20 protein-coding genes are annotated in these 19,042 nt (G+C 48.0%); 6 read left to right on the forward strand and 14 right to left on the reverse strand.

Annotated features, from left to right (window positions below; genetic code table 11):
- The first annotated feature begins 15 nt into the window (after positions 1-15).
- Entirely contained in the window at positions 16-1,419 is a 1,404-nt protein-coding gene (gene nrfA / locus N7386_RS03385) for an ammonia-forming nitrite reductase cytochrome c552 subunit (protein ID WP_279767056.1), read from the forward strand.
- A gap of 173 nt (positions 1,420-1,592) precedes the next feature.
- On the opposite strand, the gene N7386_RS03390 is transcribed toward nrfA, so the two are convergent.
- Positions 1,593-3,533 carry a GGDEF domain-containing protein gene (locus N7386_RS03390; RefSeq protein WP_279767057.1) on the reverse strand — a complete coding sequence of 647 codons (1,941 nt, stop codon included), beginning with the start codon at positions 3,531-3,533 and terminating at the stop codon, positions 1,593-1,595.
- A 205-nt stretch (positions 3,534-3,738) separates the two neighbouring features.
- Here N7386_RS03390 and N7386_RS03395 point away from each other — a divergent pair, with 205 nt between their 5' ends.
- The gene (locus tag N7386_RS03395) at positions 3,739-4,509 is read left to right on the forward strand and encodes a phosphatase PAP2 family protein (protein ID WP_220057309.1); all 771 of its coding nucleotides are present in this window, start codon (positions 3,739-3,741) and stop codon (positions 4,507-4,509) included.
- A 34-nt stretch (positions 4,510-4,543) separates the two neighbouring features.
- Here N7386_RS03395 and N7386_RS03400 read toward each other — a convergent pair whose 3' ends face one another.
- Complete coding sequence (locus N7386_RS03400) at positions 4,544-5,092, reverse strand: DUF2799 domain-containing protein (protein ID WP_279767058.1); 549 nt, start codon at positions 5,090-5,092, stop codon at positions 4,544-4,546.
- 207 nt (positions 5,093-5,299) lie between these two features.
- Between N7386_RS03400 and N7386_RS03405 the strand changes: the two genes are divergently transcribed.
- Both N7386_RS03405 and N7386_RS03410 read left to right on the forward strand, forming a co-directional pair.
- The gene (locus N7386_RS03405) at positions 5,300-5,635 is read left to right on the forward strand and encodes a hypothetical protein (RefSeq protein ID WP_279767060.1); all 336 of its coding nucleotides are present in this window, start codon (positions 5,300-5,302) and stop codon (positions 5,633-5,635) included.
- Between the two features lie 270 nt (positions 5,636-5,905).
- On the forward strand, positions 5,906-6,763 hold the full coding sequence (locus tag N7386_RS03410) for a PA4780 family RIO1-like protein kinase (protein ID WP_279767061.1): 858 nt from the start codon (positions 5,906-5,908) through the stop codon (positions 6,761-6,763).
- Positions 6,764-7,486: 723 nt separating this feature from the next.
- On the opposite strand, the gene N7386_RS03415 is transcribed toward N7386_RS03410, so the two are convergent.
- Positions 7,487-7,720 (reverse strand): transposase, encoded by a 234-nt coding sequence (locus N7386_RS03415; protein ID WP_279767062.1) that lies wholly within the window; start codon positions 7,718-7,720, stop codon positions 7,487-7,489.
- Between the two features lie 653 nt (positions 7,721-8,373).
- Here N7386_RS03415 and N7386_RS03420 point away from each other — a divergent pair.
- Entirely contained in the window at positions 8,374-9,066 is a 693-nt protein-coding gene (locus N7386_RS03420) for an OmpA family protein (protein WP_279767063.1), read from the forward strand.
- A gap of 237 nt (positions 9,067-9,303) precedes the next feature.
- Complete coding sequence (locus N7386_RS03425) at positions 9,304-10,131, forward strand: molybdate ABC transporter substrate-binding protein (protein WP_279767064.1); 828 nt, start codon at positions 9,304-9,306, stop codon at positions 10,129-10,131.
- A gap of 68 nt (positions 10,132-10,199) precedes the next feature.
- On the opposite strand, the gene mgtE is transcribed toward N7386_RS03425, so the two are convergent.
- The 11 genes from mgtE to N7386_RS03480 all read right to left on the reverse strand — a co-directional run bounded on the left by mgtE (position 10,200) and on the right by N7386_RS03480 (position 18,570).
- Positions 10,200-11,564 carry a magnesium transporter gene (mgtE, locus tag N7386_RS03430; protein ID WP_011627202.1) on the reverse strand — a complete coding sequence of 455 codons (1,365 nt, stop codon included), beginning with the start codon at positions 11,562-11,564 and terminating at the stop codon, positions 10,200-10,202.
- A gap of 198 nt (positions 11,565-11,762) precedes the next feature.
- Complete coding sequence (locus N7386_RS03435) at positions 11,763-12,038, reverse strand: HPr family phosphocarrier protein (protein ID WP_011627201.1); 276 nt, start codon at positions 12,036-12,038, stop codon at positions 11,763-11,765.
- Positions 12,025-12,879: an RNase adapter RapZ gene (rapZ, locus tag N7386_RS03440; protein WP_011073702.1), complete on the reverse strand. Its 855-nt coding sequence runs from the start codon at positions 12,877-12,879 to the stop codon at positions 12,025-12,027. The genes N7386_RS03435 and rapZ overlap by 14 nt, the downstream gene beginning before the upstream one ends.
- On the reverse strand, positions 12,876-13,319 hold the full coding sequence (ptsN, locus tag N7386_RS03445; RefSeq protein ID WP_011621469.1) for a PTS IIA-like nitrogen regulatory protein PtsN: 444 nt from the start codon (positions 13,317-13,319) through the stop codon (positions 12,876-12,878). Before ptsN ends, rapZ begins: the two co-directional genes overlap by 4 nt.
- A 2-nt stretch (positions 13,320-13,321) precedes the next feature.
- Positions 13,322-13,609, reverse strand: a complete 288-nt coding sequence (gene hpf / locus N7386_RS03450) for a ribosome hibernation promoting factor (protein WP_007650503.1) — start codon at positions 13,607-13,609, stop codon at positions 13,322-13,324.
- 28 nt (positions 13,610-13,637) lie between these two features.
- Complete coding sequence (locus N7386_RS03455; RefSeq protein WP_279767065.1) at positions 13,638-15,113, reverse strand: RNA polymerase factor sigma-54; 1,476 nt, start codon at positions 15,111-15,113, stop codon at positions 13,638-13,640.
- 105 nt (positions 15,114-15,218) lie between these two features.
- Positions 15,219-15,950: an LPS export ABC transporter ATP-binding protein gene (gene lptB / locus N7386_RS03460; protein ID WP_011621471.1), complete on the reverse strand. Its 732-nt coding sequence runs from the start codon at positions 15,948-15,950 to the stop codon at positions 15,219-15,221.
- Positions 15,947-16,498 (reverse strand): lipopolysaccharide transport periplasmic protein LptA, encoded by a 552-nt coding sequence (lptA, locus tag N7386_RS03465; RefSeq protein WP_220057315.1) that lies wholly within the window; start codon positions 16,496-16,498, stop codon positions 15,947-15,949. Before lptA ends, lptB begins: the two co-directional genes overlap by 4 nt.
- Positions 16,485-17,045: an LPS export ABC transporter periplasmic protein LptC gene (gene lptC, locus N7386_RS03470; RefSeq protein ID WP_011715847.1), complete on the reverse strand. Its 561-nt coding sequence runs from the start codon at positions 17,043-17,045 to the stop codon at positions 16,485-16,487. Before lptC ends, lptA begins: the two co-directional genes overlap by 14 nt.
- On the reverse strand, positions 17,042-17,593 hold the full coding sequence (kdsC, locus tag N7386_RS03475) for a 3-deoxy-manno-octulosonate-8-phosphatase KdsC (protein ID WP_023268678.1): 552 nt from the start codon (positions 17,591-17,593) through the stop codon (positions 17,042-17,044). Before kdsC ends, lptC begins: the two co-directional genes overlap by 4 nt.
- Positions 17,593-18,570 (reverse strand): KpsF/GutQ family sugar-phosphate isomerase, encoded by a 978-nt coding sequence (locus N7386_RS03480; protein ID WP_011715849.1) that lies wholly within the window; start codon positions 18,568-18,570, stop codon positions 17,593-17,595. The genes kdsC and N7386_RS03480 overlap by 1 nt, the downstream gene beginning before the upstream one ends.
- Between the last annotated feature and the right edge of the window lie 472 nt (positions 18,571-19,042).

Below are 19,042 nucleotides of genomic sequence, written 5' to 3' on the forward strand. Positions count from 1 at the left end.
CAACACGGAGATGAGATGATGAAGAAGATGACAGGTAAGTCCTTTGCACTCAGTGCATTGGTTGCCGCGAGCTTCATGGCGGCGGGTGCGATGGCGAGCGATAAGACCGAGCCTCGCAACGAAGTTTATAAAGATAAATTTAAAAATCAATATAATAGCTGGCATGACACTGCAAAGAGTGAAGAGCTTGTTGATGCATTAGCACAGGATCCTAATATGGTTATTCTGTGGGCTGGTTATGGTTTTGCTAAAGATTACAACGCGCCTCGCGGCCATATGTATGCCGTGACTGATGTGCGTAATACGCTACGTACTGGCGCCCCTGCCAACGCGGAAGACGGCCCAATGCCAATGGCTTGTTGGAGCTGTAAGAGCCCTGACGTACCTCGCCTGATCGAAGAACAAGGTGAAGACGGTTACTTCAAAGGCAAGTGGGCTAAAGGTGGCCCGGAAGTGACCAATACTATTGGCTGTGGCGATTGCCATGAAAAAGGTTCGCCAAAACTGCGGATCTCTCGTCCTTATGTAGACCGCGCAATGGATGCTATCGGTACGCCATTTGATAAAGCCTCGAAGAAAGACAAGCAATCAATGGTTTGCGGTCAATGTCACGTTGAATACTATTTCGAGAAGAAAGAAGACAGAAAGAACTTCGTAAAATTCCCTTGGGATATGGGCATCACTGTTGACCAGATGGAAGTTTATTACGATGGTATCGAGTTCTCAGATTGGACTCACGCGTTATCTAAGACGCCAATGTTAAAAGCACAGCACCCTGAGTATGAAACTTGGAAACTGGGTATTCATGGTAAAAATAATGTCAGTTGTGTTGACTGCCATATGCCTAAAGTGACTAGCCCTGAAGGTAAGAAGTTCACTGACCATAAAGTCGGTAACCCGTTCGATCGCTTCGACGAAACCTGTGCAACTTGCCATAGCCAAACGAAAGAATTCTTAGTTGGCGTTACTAATGAGCGCAAAGCTAAAGTTAAAGAAATGAAACTTAAAGCGGAAGAGCAATTAGTGAAAGCGCACTTCGAAGCCGCTAAAGCATGGGAATTAGGTGCTACCGAAGCTGAGATGAAGCCAATTTTAACTGATATTCGCCACGCTCAATGGCGCTGGGATTTAGCCATTGCTTCGCACGGTGTTGCAGCTCACGCGCCTGAAGAAGCACTACGAGTGTTGGGTACGTCTGTTAATAAAGCCGCTGATGCTCGTGTTAAGTTAGCACAGTTGTTAGCGAAAAAAGGTTTAACAGATCCTGTTGCTATCCCAGATATCTCTACTAAAGCTAAAGCACAGGCTGCACTGGGTATGGACATGGACAAGATGAATGCAGAGAAAGAAGCATTCAAGAAAGACGTGTTACCTAAGTGGGATGAAGAAGCGAAAAAACGCGAAGCAACTTACAAGTAAACATCCTTGAATATGAGCTAACCCCTCATAGCAAAGCCCCCGCAATTTAGGTTGCGGGGGCTTTTTATTTTAATGGCCGATTTGTTTGTGCTTATTCAAGCTAGATGCTTGTTTGTTTGGTATTAACAAGGCATGACGGCATCAAGTCACAGTGCTTTCTTTACAAAATGAATTTAAGCCTCTGGCTTGCGGATAAAATCCCGCTCAAACTGCGCTGGCGTCATGGGTTTGCCATAGAGATAGCCTTGGCCTAAATCGCATTCTTCACTGCGGATAAAACTGTCCTGATGGGTGTTTTCAACTCCCTCGGCAATCACCTTAAGTTTGAGCTTTTTACCTATGGCGATAATGGCCTTAGTTAACTCCCTGTCCTGCTCGCTGTTTTCGAGTTTGCTGATAAAGCAGCGGTCGATTTTTAAGGTATCGAAGGAATACTTTTGCAGATAGCTTAGGGAAGAGTAGCCAGTGCCAAAGTCATCGAGTGAGATGCGGATCCCCAGTTCCTGCAATTGCTGAATAGCGTTATGGGCTAAGTGCTCGTCCTGCAATAGCATTCCTTCGGTGATCTCGAGCTCCAGTGCCGTGGCAGGTAATTGGTGCAGGGTTAGTAGCTCGGCAATATGTTCGGCAAAGCGGGGATTACGCATTTGCACGGGGGAGATATTGATGGCGATTTTAAAGTCCCGTTGCAGTATTCGGCACCAGTCGGCGGCTTGTTTAATGGCGCTGTGGAGCACAAAGTTACCTATCTCCATGATTTGCCCATTACGTTCGGCCAAGGCGATAAATCGGTCGGGGGGAACTTGTCCTAGCACGGGATTGTGCCAACGCAGCAGGGCTTCTGCACCAATCACTTTGTGGGTCTTGAGTTCGATAAAGGGTTGGTAGTGCAGGCTTAATTCATTGTTTCTCAGTGCATCGACTAAGTGGGACTCGAGCTGATAACGCTGGCTCAGCGCTGTTTGGGTATCTTGATTAAAAAAGCTATAGGGTGTGCCTTCGGCCTTACTAATGGTCATGGCGGCACCTGCTTTTTGCAGCAAGGTCGCGGCATCGATACCGTCGCTTGGTGCCTGCGCTATGCCGATTGACGAGGGAATAGTGATCACAAAGTCGGCGATACCAAAGGGCGAATTACAGCAGTTGATGATCTGATTAAGCACTTTATTCGTTTCGCGCTGCGAGGGCTTATGGGCTTGCACTAGCACAAACTCCGCCCCTGCGATGCGGGCAATAAAGGTATGGCCGTCTGTGCAATGCTGCAAGCGCTGGCTCAAGATAGTGAGTATCTTATCGCCGATAAGATAACCGTAGCTGTCATTAATGGATTTGAAGTTACGCAGCCCTAAGTAAAATACTGAGATTTTTTCTTTACGATTAATCTCTTCCAGCATATTCGCTAGGGTATTGATGAGATTGAGTCTGTTGGGTAACCCCGTCAGCGGATCGTAGCTCTTATGATACTCAAGCGAGCTTTCGGTCGTCGTACGGGTTTCAATTTCACGGATTAACTTGGCACTGAGTTCTGCCAGTTCATGGGTGCGTTGCTGCACTTTCTGTTCGAGTTGTTGGTTATGGAGCTGCAACTTAGCCTGTTGGAACAGAGTGATCAGATTGGTTTCGATAGCATTTTGAAATCGTGCCAATAAACTGCGGAACTGCTGGCTGTAGTTGCGCTCCTTACTGTCGAGCATACAAATGGTGCCGAAGGTGCTGTTATCGGGCCAATGCAAGGGCAGCCCACAATAGGCAATCATCCCCAGTTTTATGTCGGGATTTTTATCCCAATCGGTATCCTTCAAAGCGTTGGGGATGTGGAGCTCGCGGCATTCTTTCATCACGGTTTCGCAATACAGGCCATGGCCCAAATGCTCTTTATCGTGGGGCTTGTAGGGATTTCCCTGACTATGGCTTGAGGCAAATACTTCAATCTCGGTAGGGTGAACGCGCATGATAAGCGCAGCCGGCGTATCCACTATCTCGGAGAGTAGATCTAAGGTTTGTTGCCAATTCTCTAGCATCTCAGGCGGCACGGTAATCTTGCCTGTATCAATAGCGATATCCGCGAATAAACGTTCTTTTTGAGATTGTTGGAGGGCAAACTTGTAGGGCATTTGAGGCTCATCCAAAAAGCACTTTGTTATTTATACACTATAGCCTTTTTCTTCGTTTTCGAGTTTTCCAGCACGATTAAGTTCGCCTTATTTTGTAAAAACTATGTTAATTTCCGTGTTTTGGTTTCCTTAAGCTTTTGATAAGAATTCGCCCGTAGTCTGGTGCTGGGTATTTTGGCGAGTGGATAACTAAGTGCATTACATTATGAAAAGTAATGTTAGGACGACATTTTTCAGTTTTGCAAAGGGACATTTGCTCACACCTTGGCTTGTGTTTGCGGTGATTATTTTTTGGCTCGAACTGACCCATGCCGATATGCGGTTCGCCAGCTTGTTATTTCACTGGCAGGGTGGGGTCGATTCTTGGCCTTTGCGTGGCCATTGGTTGACAGAGGGGCTGCTGCATGTCACTGGGCGAAATCTGGTGATTCTGCTTGCCGTAGTCGTCGTTAGTTGCATTGGCTTAAGCTTTCGCGTCGACAAGTTGCGACCTTATCGTAAAGGTTTTATCTATTTGTTTTGCAGTGTGCTAGCGAGTGTGGTCTTAGTGCGCCTTGGTAAGAGTCTTACCCATATGACTTGTCCCTGGGATGTGCTTGAGTTTGGTGGTCGCATGATGCACTCATCCCTATTTGCTCGTTTGCCAGAGGGCGCCGAGTTTGGTCAGTGTTTCCCCGGTGGACATTCGAGTGGCGGTTTTGCTTGGGTCGCAAGCTATTATGTGTTGAAGGAATACCGCCCACAGTATGCTAAGGCCGGCTTAATCTTCGGCATTGTTTTAGGTGCGGTGTTTGGTTTTGCGCAGGAGCTGCGTGGTGCCCACTTCTTAAGCCATGATTTATGGAGTTTGGCCATCGCTTGGACATCCGCTAGCTTGCTCTATTATGGCTTCTTCCTGCGAGTGCCTAAGGTTAACAAGATTAAAGTCGCCAACAAAATCAGTATTATTAGTACCAAAGAAGCTATCTCTAAGTGATGGCTTATCCTCCAAGTAACTCTGAGACGAACGCTTAGAAGCGAAACTCAAAGCGAATATCACCTCGGCGAAGGCGTAGTCTTTCGTCGAGGAGATGGTTTTTCTCGTTCAATAGGGTGTTCTTTTGCTTTAGCAGTTCGGCTTTATCGGTGAGGTTGTTTAGCTTGTTGTTGATGCTACTGATCTCGCTATCGATGGCATTTAAGCGGTCGGCAATTTCGGCTAGACGTTTATTCACCAGATACTGCTCGTGTCCTTGGTTATAACGCTCAACAAACTGATTGTTGCTACAAACGCCATAGTAATTATCTCCAGCTAGACCCACGCGATAGCCATTTTCGGGCAGACAATAGCTGATAAGTCCCTGCTGATATCCCTGTTGCCACTGGGCTGCATCCACTCTGAGATTAAACTCACGACAATCCTGCTGATACTGATTGAGTTGGCTCGCGTTAGCGCCCCGATTACCGTCGGCTAAACCCGTGGCGTACCAGTCATTATCTCGACATTCCTCGAGTGAGAGGCTAGTGCATTGGGTGAGGGAGAGGGCGGTAAGAGCCAAAGCAAAATTAAGGTAGCGCATTCTAAGATCTGACAAGTCACAAAATGGCATCAGCATAAAGCCTAGGGAAGGGGAGAGCTAGCGCTATATTTCGCCACGAATACGGTTAGCTGGCGCAGAATTCAGGGGGACTTTTCCTATCTGAGTCACAACTCGAGCGATGCCATAATGCTAAGGCATTGAGTTAATGTTAGTTTTACTTTTCAGTATCTTGTGTTGGAAATCCTTATGTTGGCTCCACTGCCGCCATCAGATAGTTCGCCCTTGGGGTCAAAACGGTCTGCGCCGCACATGGCGACGACTTCTACGTCTTCTAAAGAGGTGCAAGCAGAACTTAAAAAAGGCACTGAACCTCAAGAATCGAGTGATAACAATACTCCTTCAGAGGTCGGTGCCCTGCAATCTTTCGCCCATGGCGCACTTGGTTTGGCAGAACCTAAGACCCATGAACCTCTTTGTGATCGCGAAACTCCACCTCAAGAGGGCAACCAAGGCTACTACAAAGCCGGGCAATTGCTGAAAGTCGCCGCAACCGTGGGCAGTGTGATAGCACTCTTTGTATAAATCACAATGGATTTCAGTGTCTTGTTGCTTGAGTCAATCGATGCGATCGTTAAGCCAAGGTACAGGCAATAGAGGGTAATTTTCAGCAGCTTTACTGACTTTAATTCCACTACGTTTTGCTATTGTGTTCCTGCGCGAGGTGCTTTAGTTTTTACTGAAGTCAGGTATCTTTAACTGAATCTTTTTATCTATCCTCTTTATAAGGCTGCTTTTATATGAAGATTTGCCCGGCACATTCCATCTTACGCCTAAGTAAGGTATAAGGTCGGTATGAAAACTCCTAAACGAATCCAACCTCTGGTTGATGAAGGGCTGGTTGACGAAGTCATTAGCCAACTGATGAGCGGTAAAGAGGCTACAGTGTACGTGGTACGCTGTGGTGAGGATATTCGCTGCGCCAAGGTATATAAGGAAGCGGAGAAACGCAGTTTTAAGCAGGCGGTGGTTTACCAAGAGGGGCGCAAAGTCCGTAATAGCCGCCGCGCTAGGGCGATGGAAAAAGGCTCCAAATTTGGCCGCGAACAGATGGAAGAGGCTTGGCAGAGCGCCGAGGTCGATGCGTTGTTTCGTTTAGCCGATGCGGGGGTCAGAGTGCCTACGCCCTTCGGCTGTTTCGATGGCGTATTGTTGATGGAACTCGTCACCGACAGCGAAGGCCATGTCGCGCCCCGTTTGAATGATGTGAGCTTTAGTGCCGAGCAAGCCATCCACGACCATGGGTTAGTGATGACCTATGTTAAACGTATGCTTTGCGCTGGTTTAGTCCATGGCGACTTATCCGAATTTAACGTCCTAGTGGATGCTAATGGCCCGGTGATTATCGATTTACCTCAGGCCGTCGATGCCGCAGCCAACAACCATGCGAAATGGATGCTGGAGCGTGATGTTAATAACATGACGCAATATTACGGCCAGTACGCTCCCGATCTACTCAAGACTCAATATGCTAAAGAAATGTGGGCGCTGTTTGAGGCGGGACAATTAAAAGCGGATACGCCGCTCACGGGTAAATTTACCGAAGTATTAGTCGATGCCGATGTCAATTCTGTATTGGATGAAATCCAAGCCGCCTATGATGAGGCGCAGGAGCGTAAGCTGCGACTTCAAGAGGCTAACGAAAACTATTAGCTGACATCCCAATAAAAAAGACGCCAGATAGGCGTCTTTTTTATTGGAGAATATTATTAACCTGTTGATTTTGAATATCTCACATTGCCGTCCTTGGCATGGGCAAATACCCCTTCCTTTCCATTGACCACTTAATAAAAGGACAAGACCAAAGGGAGAAAATATGTTGGATTGGTCGGAGAGTACAATCGACATATTTAATCTTTGGGGGAGATAACTCCCTCGAGCCTTGCCGAAACCTTAGGTGTTGCAAGCAACACAGCCATCCGTGGCGCGCTATCCTAGCCTAGCGCTGGATCGTCATTGATCCGTGAATAAAAGGACAAGACCCAAGAGGGTAATATGTTCGTGACTTGGGGGAGCACAATTCACATATTTGATCTTTGGGGGAGATAACTCCCTCTAAAGCCTTGTCAAAACCTTTCCTTTGTTGCTATTGCATACATTTTGAGCATTAAGTTGACAGAGCCGGATAGTAAACAGCACAGTTATTATTGTTATTTGTACGATTTATATCTTAGGTCGTTGGGGAGCGATAATAGATACCCATCCGACCCTGTCTAAACTGTTATTTATATCTAATTCAATTAATTGGATGACAAGGCCGGACGTAAAAGGGCGCTGTTATTATTGTTTTTAGCACAACTTTCATATCGCGTTAGACCTACAGGGCAATATGCAATGGGGTCCGGCCTTGTCGATAAGGGCACTGGCGAGGTCACCTCAACCTATAGTGCGTAATTCACTGTTTAGCTGTTTAATGCGTTTCTGCAATTGCGCTATTTCAGTCATTAACGCGCATTCCCTTTGCTGCGGCTGTTGCTCGCTTTCCCTTACCCATTGGTAAACCGCTTTAGCCGAAATACCGTACTGTCGTGCGACATCAGAGAGTAATCTGCCTTTAACTTTCACTTCAAAAATAACATTAGGTTTAAGACTATGATTGGCGATTCCCATGGGCTATCCCTCTTACTCTATGATCTGTCTACTTGCTGGTTCTTTCGGTGTTTTCCTTGCTGATTAGTGACGCTGCTCTATATCCCACTGGCTATGTCCTAGGTGGCGCAGGGACAACCATTCGTGGCGACAATGACTAATAAGTTTCATCAGATGTTTCATCTCTTCCTCCTCAATCCGCTTTGGGATTGTGCTTCGATTACCATGCCTCACAACGGGCACTTAGATTAACGTCCATCGATGTCAAACAGCTTACTTAAGGTGTTGAGTGAGTCGCTTGAGCGCCTCTGCTCTTCTACCTATTTATTAGTATGTAAGATCCGTGCCAATTTTTTAAAATTTGTATTTATATTTAAAATCAAAATCTTAGTAAAATGTTTCAAACGGTGGCTTTTTTGAGTTATGTCAGAAACGGTGCAGCTTGCACTATTTCAGTGCTTTTACTCTAAATGTTGTGCAGATGATCTTGAGATGTTTCCATTTAGTGTTGTTTTCGATTAAATCAGTCATAAACTGAGCGATAAAGCGATTAAAGATTGTCTCAACAGAGAATATTTATATACTGCGGTTTTTATGGTGTCTTTTGGCGACTTGCCACGTCCTTTGCCTTTTGGCGGGTAAAAACCATCATCAATCATGTTATGAGGTCATAAATGATGAAGCCTTCTCTGATTAAATCTCTGCCAGCGTCAAAGCTGGCGATTGTCGTGGTTACCAGTGCCCTGATTGCCTCGGGTTGCTCGACTGTCAATCCCTATACCAACGAACAACAAACGGCGAAAGCGACGACTGGCGCTTTAATTGGTGCGGTTGCCGGTGCAGCCGTTGGGGTTGCGTCATCAAGTAAGAGTGACCGCGGTAAAGGTGCTTTAATTGGTGCAGCCTCTGGCGCCGCCGTCGGTGGTGGTATTGGTTATTACATGGATGTGCAAGAAACCAAACTGCGCCAACAGTTGGCGTCGACAGGTGTGAGTGTAACCCGCGACGGTGACAATATTATTCTCAACATGCCAAACGAAGTGACTTTTGGTGTCGACCAAACTGAGCTGAGCGATGGCGCTAAGCGCGTATTGAACTCAGTCGCGCTGGTGGCCAAGGAATACAGCAAGACTCAACTGAACGTATTAGGTTACACCGACAGCAGCGGTTCAGATGCTTACAACCTACGTTTATCACAAGTGCGTGCCAGCGAAGTGGGCAACTACCTGATGAGCAAGGGCGTCGCTTCTGCTCGGGTTAAATCTAAGGGCATGGGTAAGGCGAGTCCTATCGCATCGAATGCGAATGCCGCAGGTCGCGCCCAAAACCGTCGAGTGGAAATTGTGTTAACCCCAACGGGGCAATAATTTCCATAAAATAAGAGTCGCCTACGGGCGACTTTTTACTATCAGCACTCGCTGACTCTTTGTATTAGGCAACAATTTGCCATAGTGGACAATTTGTCCAGTCACCTAAAAGACTTAAGTGATCTTGGCCACAATCGTCCCGATTTGCATTTATCCGGCAGCGGTAATACTTGATCCGCTAAAGGTTTTGCCGTCATGTATGCACTAGGACATTTCTGTGTGAATGGAGAGTACAGCATGGCAAAACAAGGTTTAGTGTTCGCAATCAGTTTAGGGGCGACATTGATGGCGGGAATGGCACAAGGCGCACCGATGAGCACTGAGGCGACTGCACCAATTGAACTCAGGGCCGCTGGCAGTTTAAAGGCGGCGATGAACGATATTATTGCCGCTTATCAAGCGAAATCCGACGCCAAAGTCGCGGCGCAATATGCGCCTTCGGGCTTATTACTCAAGCGGATCCAAGAGGGTGAGCGAGTCGATATCTTCGCCTCGGCGAATATGAAACACCCACAGGCCTTAGTCGATGCGGGAGTGGGTCAAGAGGTGCAAATGTTTGCCCGTAACCAGCTCTGCGCCATTGCCCAGGCGGATGTACCACTCACCAATGCGAACTTATTAGATACCCTGCTCGCGCCGCAAACTAAGCTCGGGACGTCGACGCCAAAAGCCGATCCCGCGGGGGATTATGCTTGGGTAGTGTTTGCGAAAGCCGAAGGCTTAAAAGCCAATGCAAAAACCACATTAGAAACCAAAGCCTTGCAGCTAACGGGTGGGCCTGAAAGTGCTAAACCGCCCAAAGATCGTAATCCCTATGCTTGGGTGATGGAAAATAAGCAGGCGGACGTGTTCTTAACCTATTGCACCAATGCGGTGCTGGCACAAAAAGAAGTGCCGAGCCTCAAGATTGTCGATTTACCGCCTGAGCTAGCGGTCGGTGCCGACTATGGCCTATTGGTGTTAAAGGATGCCAATAGTGCGGCCGCACCTTTAGCCGAGTTTATTTTGTCTCCTGAGGGACAGGCTATTCTATCGGGTTATGGTTTTCAGCCGCCCAAAAAATAGTGCTAATCGACTCATTAAAATGGCGCCCTATGGCGCCATTTTTGTTGTTCGTTTTAGCAGGTTGAGTACTAGTGCATTAAATACAGGGTCGCTAATCCTAGGAAGGCAAACAGACCAATCACATCGGTGACTGTGGTGAGCACCATGCCGCCCGCTAACGCAGGATCCACTTTTAAGCGCTTTAAGATCAGCGGAATACTGGCGCCAGCCAGTCCTGCGACCGTCATATTGATGAGCATTGCGCCGCCAATCAGGCTGGCAAGCGCCATATCATCTTTCCAAACTAATACCGCGATAAACACCAAAATCGACCACATGAGGCCGTTCAAAAAGCCAATGGCGAGTTCTTTGCCAATCAGCCAGCGGGCGTTACTCTGGCCAATATGACCCAAAGCAATCCCACGGATCACCAGAGCTAAGGTTTGATTACCCGCGACCCCGCCCATGCTAGGGACAATTGTCATTAAAATCGCAATCGTGGCGAATTGTTCGATTGTGCCTTCAAACATATTGCTGACAGAGGCTGCTAACAGGGCGGCAAACAGGTTAATTGTCAGCCAGAGTGAGCGGCGGAAAGTGCTCTTCACTACAGGGGCGAAGGTATCTTCATCGTCGTCCATCCCCGCCATCCCCATCATGGAGTGCTCGGCGTCTTCACGGATAACATCCACCACGTCATCGATGGTGATACGCCCGAGTAACTTGCCCTCACTATCGACCACGGGGGCGGATACCCAGTCATGGCGCTCGAACAGCTGCGCGACTTCACTGTCGGACATGCCCACGGGAATGCTCTCGATATCGGTATCGATAATACTGCTGATATGAGTATTGGGATCGCAGGTGAGCAGATCCGCAAGTTTGACCCCGCCAAGTACGCGATCGTGCTTATCCACCACGTATAAGGTGTCTGTGGTATCGGGCAGATTGCCCCGTTGGCGCAAATAACGCAGTACCACATCGATATTCACATCGGGCCTTAAGGTCACAGTATCTGTGTTCATTAGGCTGCCCGCGGTTTCGTCGGGGTATGAGAGTGCCTGCTCCACCCGTTGGCGGTTTTGCAGACTCATTGACTGCAATACTTGCTTATAGACGGTATCCGGCAAGCTTCGCAGGATATAAGCGAGATCGTCCGTATCCATACTGGCGGTGGCCTTGGCGACCCGCTCTGGACTCATGGCGCGGATCAGCGGATCTTTTAACTCTTCACTGAGTTCATCGAGAATATCCCCAAGCTGATCTTGATCGATAAGTTGCCACAACACTTGCCGCGCCTTAGGGGGCGAGGACTCTAAAATCAATGCGATATCCGACGCCGCCATGTTTTGCAGCATTTGCCTGACATGCACAAACATACCGCTATTGAGGGCATGGCTCAGTTGGTCGAGACGTTGTTCGACTTGTAAGCTGTCTGAGGCTTCTACAGGCATGTTTCCTCCAAGGTGGTGACGGTGGATGGGTGGCGTTTGGCTGTTGAGGACTAAGCCAAAGCGCAGCAGTATATTGTAATTGAGCGCACGGGAGGGCGTCGAGTCACAAATGTGTTTTACTGGTATAAGGTGCTGAAATCAAAACCAAACAGGGTACTGAATAACGGCAGGGAGCATCGAGGTGAGATGTCGGGGCTATTAGCAGGCTTCGTCGAACTTAGCGTCGATAAGCGCGCAAATGGCATTGAGCGCAGGCTCGGCATCTGGGCCTTCGGCAATCAGGGTAATGGTTTTACCCATGCCTGTTTCTAGCATAAGTAACCCTAAAACACTGGCGGCAGAGGCCTGTTTTTCACCTTGGATCAGAGTAATGCTGGCATCAAACTCAGACGCAAGCACCACGAGCTTAGTGGCGGCGCGGGCATGTAAACCAAGCTTATTGCAGATGGTGACTTGGCGCTCAAGCTTTGGCATGACTTAACTCTCGGTGTCGGGCATTCACTTTGTGTTTGCCGTTGCTAAAGCGTTTAGCCAGTTGTTCGGCCACGTAAACCGATCTGTGTTGACCACCAGTACAGCCGATGGCGATGGTCAGATAGCTGCGGTTATTACGCTCTAAGTGGGGTAACCAAGTCTCGAGTAAATTCTCGATTTGCCAGATGAACTTATTGACCAGTGGCTGGCGATTTAAAAACTCTGCCACAGGTTCATCTAAACCTGTGAGGGGGCGCAACTCGGGTTCCCAGTGGGGGTTGGGTAAAAAGCGCACATCAAACATAAAGTCGGCTTCGGTTGGCATACCATGCTTAAAACCGAAAGACTCGAAGTTGATCACCAGTTCCTTATCGACACTGCCAAGCAGGATTTGCCGTACTTGGTCGCTGAGTTCATAGATATTCAGATTCGAGGTATCTATGTAGTGATCCATCTGCTGTGACAGGGGCTCGAGCAACTTGCCTTCAAGCTTAATGGCTTCCTGCAGTGATACTCGGCTCTTAGATAAGGGATGTAAGCGCCGAGTCTCGCTGTAGCGCTTTAGCAGTACTTTATCGCTGGAGTTTAAGAAGAAGCTGGTAAGTTCAGTGCCCTCTGGCAGGCTAGCAAGCTGTTTGACGAGTACCTTGTCTTGCTCCGGCAGGTTACGCACGTCGACGCTGATGGCGACGAGATCGTTACTGCCCTTGAGCTGTTCGAGTAAGCTGCCAATCAGCGGCAAAGGAAGATTATCGACACAATAGTAGCCGAGATCTTCCAGCACTCTTAGTGCGACCGATTTGCCTGAGCCTGAGCGCCCTGACACTATGACCAGTTTCATCCAGTGATTACCTGATAGAGTTCCGTTTCATCATGCGTCTTGCGCAATTGCTTCAATATTTGCTTGTCGCTGAGCTTTTCAGCCATGCAGGACAAAGTGCTTAAGTGCTGTTGACATTGGTCAGCAGGCACTAGCAGCGCAAATAAAATGTCGACAGGTTGTTTATCGATAGCATCAAAGGCTATCGGCTCCTCACATTTCACCAATATGGCTATGGGTTGTGTTATATCGGTTAATCGACCATGTGGAATGGCGATGCCGTTACCTATACCTGTGCTCCCCATCTTTTCGCGCGCCACTAGGCTTTCGAAGATCTCTTGAGATGAGAGGGTGGGGTACTGGGCAGCGGCTAAGTCGCTGATAAGTTCCAGTACCTTTTTCTTACTGCCCGGAGTGGCGCAGGTCGTGCATTCCGGCCGCAGTATGGTACGAAGTTCCATTGCTAGTGTTTTGTTAACTTCTCTTTGTGTTTAATAACCTGACGATCAAGCTTGTCGATCAGGACGTCTATGGCAGCATACATATCTGCATGCTCTGAAGTCGCGAAGACTTCACCACCGGTGAGGTTTATTCTCGCTTCGGCAATTTGTTGCATTTTCTCAACATTGAGCACAACGTGCACATTATTGATCTGTTCGAAATGACGTTCAAGTTTTGAAAACTTTTCCTCAACATAAGCCCGTAACGATTCAGTAATCTCGATATGGTGTCCACTCAGGTTTATTTGCATATAAACGTCCTCCGATTTCCACTTTAGGCTATAAACTTTTACGCTGATTGGAAGGGGGAATAAGCATCGCCTCTCGGTACTTCGCAATGGTTCTGCGCGCAACGTTAATTCCCTGTTCTGCCAGAAGTTGTGCCATCTTGCTGTCGCTTAATGGTTTTTTCTGGTTTTCCGCTGCAACCAGTTTCTTAATGAAGGCTCTGATTGCCGTGGATGAGCACTCACCGCCATCATCAGTCCCGACGTGGCTTGAGAAGAAATATTTTAGTTCAAAAAGTCCCTTTGGGGTATGCATGTATTTTTGTGTGGTCACCCGTGAAATGGTGGACTCATGCATCTCTACCGCCTCGGCGATATCGTTTAGGACCATAGGTTTCATGGCTTCTTCACCGTATTCGAAGAAGCCCTGTTGATATTGCACTATGCAGTTTGCCACCTTGAGCAGTGTTTCGTTACGGCTTTCAAGGCTTTTGATAAACCACTTGGCTTCTTGCAGATGCCCGCGGATAAATTGGCTATCGGCTTGGCTTTTAGTGCTGCGTGCCATGGCTGCATATTGTTGATTAACATTGATTTTTGGCATGCAGTCCGGGTTTAACTCGACCACCCAGCGGCCATTTTTCTTCGATACCGACACATCGGGGATGACATATTCTTCATCAACAGGGGTGATGAGTAAGCCGGGGCGAGGGTTTAAGGTTTGGATGAGGGCAATGCTATCGCGCAGATCATCTTCCTTAAGCTTGGTCTTACGCATTAACAATCTAAAGTCGCGGGCGGCGATCAGATCTAAATGATCTTTGATCAACATGCGGGCGTTTTCGAGGTGTGGAGTATCCGGCGCAAAGTGGGAGAGTTGGATAAGCAGACATTCGCTTAAATCCCTTGCGGCGACACCAACGGGATCGAAGTGTTGAATGCGCTTGAGTACGGCTTCGACTTCATCCAGTTCTATCTCTGGATTGCCCATGGCCTCGAGGATATCTTCAGTACTTTGAGTGAGATAACCCTGATCGTCGATGGCATCAATAATCGCGGTGGCGATGGCTAAATCGGTTTCAGAGAAGGGCGTGAGGTTTTTCTGCCATTCTAAATGTTCGTACAGGCCTTCACTGGTTTCCCCTTGGAAGGGCATGTCATCTTCACGGCTGGCGCCAGCACCTGAGTTTGGTGATGCGGTAAAGACTTCATCCCAAGTGGTGTCCATGGGGAGTTCTTCGGGCAGGGATTCTTTGGTCAGCGACTCGGCAATGTCTACGGTGGAATTGTCTTGTTCCTGTGGCTGAGCTGTCGTTTCGCTAAAGTCGGTATCGGCGATATCTTGCTTACGTTCGGTAGGCGCGTCGAATTGCTCCTCTTCCAGCTCGAGAAGAGGATTAGAGTCTAAGGCTTGCTGGATCTCTTGCTGCAGTTCCAATGACGACAATTGCAACAGACGAATGGCCTGTTGAAGTTGTGGCGTCATGGTTAACTGTTGACCCAGTTTGAGCTGGAGTGACGCTTTCATGTTACCGCTGATCCCTACGTTATTATTTTGAATTTAGGCCGCTTGTTATCATATTGATGGTGCTGATAAGCCAAAATTCAAGGCTAATTGGCTCTGTTTAAGTAACTATAGCCTGAATTGTTCACCTAAGTACACAGCCCTAACTTGCTGATTGTCTAAGATCTCTGCGGGAGTTCCTTCGGCAATCAGGTTTCCGTGACTGACAATGTAAGCATGTTCACAGACGTCTAAGGTTTCGCGCACATTGTGGTCTGTGATCAGTACCCCAAGGCCTCGGCTCTTGAGTTGTTCGATGATTTTCTTGATATCGATAACCGAAATCGGGTCGACACCGGCGAAGGGTTCATCGAGCAGAATAAACTTAGGATTGGCCGCTAAGGCGCGGGCAATTTCGACGCGGCGACGTTCACCGCCCGATAACGACATGCCTTGGCTATCGCGAATATGGGTGATATGGAACTCTTCGAGCAGATGTTCCAGCTCTTCTTCGCGTTGATCGCGATTGAGCTCTTTACGGGTTTGCAGTACCGCCATGATATTGTCGTGCACGGTCAGCTTGCGAAAGATACTGGCTTCCTGTGGCAGGTAACCAATGCCTTTGCGGGCGCGCAGGTGCATAGGATCGGCAGTTAAATCATCATCGTCGATAAAGATATGGCCTTTATCACTTTTGACTAAGCCCACGACCATGTAAAAGGTGGTGGTTTTACCTGCGCCGTTTGGGCCGAGTAGGCCGACGACTTGACCCGTTTTGACCGTCAGACTGACATCTTTCACAACCTGACGACTCTTATAACTCTTAGCGAGATTCTGTGCTTTTAAGGTGATTTGGGTCATTTAGAATCCTGTTTTTTCACAGGTTTGTCCGCTGGCTGATTCTTGAGCTCTTCCTGATAGTTGTCAGGTTGAATAATGGTAATCACGCGATCATCGCCGCTACCCGTGCTCTCAGCGATTAGTTTCTGCTGAATAATATCGTAACGGATAAGGTTACCCGTCACTTGGCTACCCGCTTGGTCTAGGGTCGCTGAGCCTGTTAAGGTCAGGGTGCGGGTCGCCATTTCGTAGCGAATTTCTTTGGCGCTCGCCGAAGCTGGGCGTCCATCGTCGAGAATTTGGCTGTAAGTCGCAGGATTCCCCGTTGCCACTAAAATCTTGCTGTTTTCCCCTTCGGCAGAAAATGCACGTAGTTGATCCGCATGGATTTTAATCGAGCCTTGGGTGACTTCAACCGGACCGAAGAAAATGATCTGGTTGTTTTTAATGTCCGCAGTTTGGCTAACGGCTTTAATTTTCACTTCTTGCTGTAAGTCACCGACCTTGGCGAAGGCGCTCATGCTGGTGATTAGCATTAGGCCGGCAAGTAATATGTTATTTTGCTTCATAGGTTCCTACTACCTGACTGGTCAATTGCACTTCCTGCGCGTTAAGGTCGGCATAAAGGCCTTGCCCTTGAATATTAAAATCTTTCCCTGTGACGTAAATGATGCGGTCAGAGGTCATTATCATAGTGTTGAGATCGAGTTCTAAAAAACTGGTGGACAATGTCTGTATGGGTTCACCAGGGCTGATGGCATCGATAATAACATTATTTTCTAATACAACCTTGCCGGTATCTTTATTGAGTCGACCTTGGTCGGCTCGGATCTGCCATTTTGCTTTACCTTGGTCTGGATAGACAAGATAGACGGGCTCAGTAAAGTCGGTTTGGTTTTTCAGCTCATAGTGTTCCATGTGCTTTGCCGTGACGCGACTGTTAACTTGCCCTTGCTCATTAAACTCAATGCTGCGCAGATCTTCGATAATGTAATCGGGTCTGTCACTGACGTTCAAGCTGTCATCCGTATCGCCACCGCGTTTTTGCTGCACTTGCCAATATAGCACCAGCGCAGTACCAAAAAAGGCGATAATGGCGAGGGTCACACGACTCATATGCTCATCCCATGGGCGGAAGTGAACTTGTTTTGGCTCAATAAGAGCAGATCCGTGAGTTCCCTGAGTGCGCCATGTCCACCATTTAAGTGAGTCACAAAATGGGCGTGTTGGCGGACATAGGGATGCCCATCGGCAACACAGACGGCAAGGCCAACCACATTCATCACCGGCAGGTCGACAATATCATCACCGATATAGGCGACTTCTTCTGGGGTGACATTGTAGAGCGACAACAGCTCTTCATAGGGAACGAATTTATTATCTACGCCCTGATAAATATGGGTCACACCCAGCGCCGTCATGCGGTTTTCAACAATTTTAGACTGACGGCCAGTGATCACCGCCAGATTAAAACCACTGGTCAGTAATGAACGCACACCATAACCATCGCGGGTGTGGAAGGCTTTGAGCTCTTCCCCAGAGTTGCTCAAATAAATGCGGCCATCGGAAAACACTCCGTCCACATCGCAGATCAGCAGTTTAATTTTTTGCGCCCTTTGCCAAACATCGTCGCTGATGGGGCCGTAAAAACCTTGCTGTGGCATTAAATCACTCCCGCTTTAACCATATCGAGCATATTGAGGGCACCGACAGGATGATGTTCTTTATCTATCACTATCAGGCCGTTGATATTTTTGGAATCCATCACTTGCAGCGCCTGCGCCGCTAAAACGTTTTCAGTAATTGTGACACAGTTTCGCGTCATCACATCGGCGATAGGCGTGGTGCGTAGGTTGACTTGGGCATCGATAACCCGGCGAAGGTCGCCGTCGGTAAAGATACCCACGAGTTTGTTCTGTTCATCGATTACCGCCGTCATACCAAGGCCTTTCTTGGAGATCTCATACAGGGCATCGGTAATGCAGATATCGTGTTTAACCAAAGGTAAATCATCGCCGCTGTGCATCACGTTGCTGACTTTAAGCAGCAGCTTACGACCTAAGGCGCCGCCCGGATGGGACATGGCGAAATCTTCCCGGGTAAAGCCTTTAGCTTGCAGCAAAGCAATGGCGATGGCATCGCCCATGACTAAGGTTGCTGTGGTGCTTGAGGTTGGTGCCAGCCCAAGTGGGCAGGCTTCCTCTGGCACTTCAATACATAAATGAATTTTAGAGAGACGCGCCATGGTGGATTCTGGCTTGCCTGTCATGGCAATCACAGGGATGGCTTTACGTTGGATAACTGGCATCAGCGCGAGGATTTCGCTCGACTCGCCCGAGTTTGAAATCGCAAGAATCACATCATTGTCCGAGAGCACGCCTAGGTCACCATGGCTGGCTTCGCCGGGGTGGACAAAAAACGCTGGGGTGCCTGTGCTGGCGAGGGTGGCCGAGATTTTATTGCCAATGTGGCCAGATTTCCCCATCCCCATCACTATCACTTTGCCAGTGCAGTTGAGAATTAACTCGCAGGCTTGGGCAAATTCAACGGAATCGACATATTGATAAAGATTGTCGAGGGCCGATTTTTCAATATCGATGACTTTACAGCCCCACTGGCGCAATTGTGATTGGTCTACCATGTCTATCTCTCTTCTTGCATTGTCTTTGTCGCCCCGTTCTGGGATTGGAATAGCACAATTTGGTACGCGATAAAGATGATAAAATTAACGGCTTCTTACTCGGAGTAGCACTTTATTGTCCTGCCCTTGCCTATAGGGTTTAAGGCAATGGGGCAGGATAACCTGTTTAGCGATTGAATGCCTTGAGCAAAATCATCGTCTTGGTTGTTTTAGCGCTGCCACTTTTTATGGCTATGGCCGCCATGATAACCAGTTTGACATTCAATATGGCTTTTGAGTTAAGTTGTCTTGCCTAGTTCAGCGTGATTTCGCTTATCTTATTAGCCTTAACTAAACAATCCTGCTGATTAATCAACAAGGATGAAAACATTAAGTAACACTTTAGCTTCACAGAGCGAAAACTTAGGGCGCATTCTCGCTGGAAATGAGGCAAATTGAAAGTATCGCAGGACGATAGTGTCGATTCTGTTGT

The organism is Shewanella sp. GD04112 (assembly GCF_029835735.1).
Taxonomy (GTDB): domain Bacteria; phylum Pseudomonadota; class Gammaproteobacteria; order Enterobacterales; family Shewanellaceae; genus Shewanella.

Excerpts from the sequence above, each read along its gene's own strand:
- nrfA (WP_279767056.1), top strand. The coding sequence starts at position 16 with ATGATGAAGAAGATGACAGGTAAGTCCTTTGCACTCAGTGCATTGGTT.
- N7386_RS03390 (WP_279767057.1), bottom strand. The coding sequence starts at position 3,533 with ATGCCCTACAAGTTTGCCCTCCAACAATCTCAAAAAGAACGTTTATTC.
- N7386_RS03395 (WP_220057309.1), top strand. The coding sequence starts at position 3,739 with ATGAAAAGTAATGTTAGGACGACATTTTTCAGTTTTGCAAAGGGACAT.
- N7386_RS03400 (WP_279767058.1), bottom strand. The coding sequence starts at position 5,092 with ATGCGCTACCTTAATTTTGCTTTGGCTCTTACCGCCCTCTCCCTCACC.
- N7386_RS03405 (WP_279767060.1), top strand. The coding sequence starts at position 5,300 with ATGTTGGCTCCACTGCCGCCATCAGATAGTTCGCCCTTGGGGTCAAAA.
- N7386_RS03410 (WP_279767061.1), top strand. The coding sequence starts at position 5,906 with ATGAAAACTCCTAAACGAATCCAACCTCTGGTTGATGAAGGGCTGGTT.
- N7386_RS03415 (WP_279767062.1), bottom strand. The coding sequence starts at position 7,720 with ATGGGAATCGCCAATCATAGTCTTAAACCTAATGTTATTTTTGAAGTG.
- N7386_RS03420 (WP_279767063.1), top strand. The coding sequence starts at position 8,374 with ATGATGAAGCCTTCTCTGATTAAATCTCTGCCAGCGTCAAAGCTGGCG.
- N7386_RS03425 (WP_279767064.1), top strand. The coding sequence starts at position 9,304 with ATGGCAAAACAAGGTTTAGTGTTCGCAATCAGTTTAGGGGCGACATTG.
- mgtE (WP_011627202.1), bottom strand. The coding sequence starts at position 11,564 with ATGCCTGTAGAAGCCTCAGACAGCTTACAAGTCGAACAACGTCTCGAC.
- N7386_RS03435 (WP_011627201.1), bottom strand. The coding sequence starts at position 12,038 with ATGCCAAAGCTTGAGCGCCAAGTCACCATCTGCAATAAGCTTGGTTTA.
- rapZ (WP_011073702.1), bottom strand. The coding sequence starts at position 12,879 with ATGAAACTGGTCATAGTGTCAGGGCGCTCAGGCTCAGGCAAATCGGTC.
- ptsN (WP_011621469.1), bottom strand. The coding sequence starts at position 13,319 with ATGGAACTTCGTACCATACTGCGGCCGGAATGCACGACCTGCGCCACT.
- hpf (WP_007650503.1), bottom strand. The coding sequence starts at position 13,609 with ATGCAAATAAACCTGAGTGGACACCATATCGAGATTACTGAATCGTTA.
- N7386_RS03455 (WP_279767065.1), bottom strand. The coding sequence starts at position 15,113 with ATGAAAGCGTCACTCCAGCTCAAACTGGGTCAACAGTTAACCATGACG.
- lptB (WP_011621471.1), bottom strand. The coding sequence starts at position 15,950 with ATGACCCAAATCACCTTAAAAGCACAGAATCTCGCTAAGAGTTATAAG.
- lptA (WP_220057315.1), bottom strand. The coding sequence starts at position 16,498 with ATGAAGCAAAATAACATATTACTTGCCGGCCTAATGCTAATCACCAGC.
- lptC (WP_011715847.1), bottom strand. The coding sequence starts at position 17,045 with ATGAGTCGTGTGACCCTCGCCATTATCGCCTTTTTTGGTACTGCGCTG.
- kdsC (WP_023268678.1), bottom strand. The coding sequence starts at position 17,593 with ATGCCACAGCAAGGTTTTTACGGCCCCATCAGCGACGATGTTTGGCAA.
- N7386_RS03480 (WP_011715849.1), bottom strand. The coding sequence starts at position 18,570 with ATGGTAGACCAATCACAATTGCGCCAGTGGGGCTGTAAAGTCATCGAT.